At 52.5% G+C, this 996-nt stretch carries 2 protein-coding genes; both read right to left on the bottom strand.

What is annotated here, in order from left to right; all coding sequences use genetic code 11:
- Positions 1 to 3: 3 nt before the first annotated feature.
- A complete protein-coding gene (locus C7H09_RS00010) occupies positions 4 to 321 on the bottom strand; it encodes a CcdB family protein (RefSeq protein WP_106760638.1) in 318 nt (105 codons plus the stop codon).
- Positions 321 to 566, bottom strand: coding sequence for a type II toxin-antitoxin system CcdA family antitoxin (locus C7H09_RS00005; protein ID WP_106760637.1), 246 nt, complete (start codon positions 564 to 566; stop codon positions 321 to 323). Before C7H09_RS00005 ends, C7H09_RS00010 begins: the two co-directional genes overlap by 1 nt.
- Positions 567 to 996 lie beyond the last annotated feature (430 nt).

The following is a 996-nucleotide window of genomic DNA, read 5'->3' as shown; positions in this document are numbered from 1 at the left end:
GCGTTAAATGCCGGTGATAGCCATGTCCAAAGCTCCAACGATTTGGTCTCTAAAGTGCGATAGAGAGCCAACCGGGTTTTTGAGATGCTTTTCTGAAACAGAGGAAATTTGAGGCGTTAACAGCAGAAGCTCTTGGTCTGCAAAGCTGATTTCCGGTGTGACTCCTTGCATGGCTTCACCACTAAATGCGGAGCGTTTCCCCAAGGGGATGACGATTCGCGTTGCCAGCTCGCTCAACAGGCTGCTCTGAATATCGACAAGGTAAGGGTAGTGCGCTTTGCTGGTCTTGCTTGGGTTGGGGTATACATCGAACTGTGCCATCAAAATTCCCTGAATTCGTCGCCAAAGCATCCATGTTGTCCGACAAAATCGTTGTAACTTTTTATCGCGGCGCGGTTTTCTTCAACCCATTGTTCTGACTGACGTTTTGAGAGTTCTTCTTTCAGCGCTCGCTCGAGGGTAGCAGACAGGTTAATGTTTAGTTCACGGGTCTTACGCAGCAGATCGCTATTGACTGAGAGGTTTGCCGCTTTTTTGGGGGCAGCTACGTTGTAGAGTTCTGCCATTTGAGCCTCCAAGTGGCTATTTAATGGATGGTCTCAGTTTATGCGCATGCGGATGCGCATTCAAGCATTTAACCAATGGCTGTTGTCGGACGCACCTACGCTGGCGCTCCGGTGCGCCGCAAAGCCAAGGCGTTAACGGCCAGGCGCTTTTGCGTTTTTGGCTGGTGCGGTGCAAAGGCCTTGGCATCAGGGTTGGCTGCAAAAACCGCTCATGCTGGTGATGGCCAAGGCCGGAAAATTCGCTGTCTGGTTTGGTTGCCACAATAGTCAGCGGTGTTGGTATTCATGGCGTGCCCCAGTTTTGGGGCCGTCCGTCTCAAACGGTAATCGGGCGGGTAGCCTTTGCTTTCTGGTTCCTTTCGCCATCCGTCGAGTTGGTGCAAGCTGTCCGGGAGAGGGCATGCGGCCTGGGTGTCAGGCTCAACCACGG

This window comes from Marinobacter fuscus, assembly GCF_003007675.1.
GTDB lineage: Bacteria > Pseudomonadota > Gammaproteobacteria > Pseudomonadales > Oleiphilaceae > Marinobacter > Marinobacter fuscus.
This window is presented reverse-complemented; position numbering and strand designations above follow the sequence as displayed.

Coding starts and splice junctions, on each gene's coding strand:
- C7H09_RS00005 (WP_106760637.1), bottom strand. CDS start 566: ATGGCAGAACTCTACAACGTAGCTGCCCCCAAAAAAGCGGCAAACCTC.
- C7H09_RS00010 (WP_106760638.1), bottom strand. CDS start 321: ATGGCACAGTTCGATGTATACCCCAACCCAAGCAAGACCAGCAAAGCG.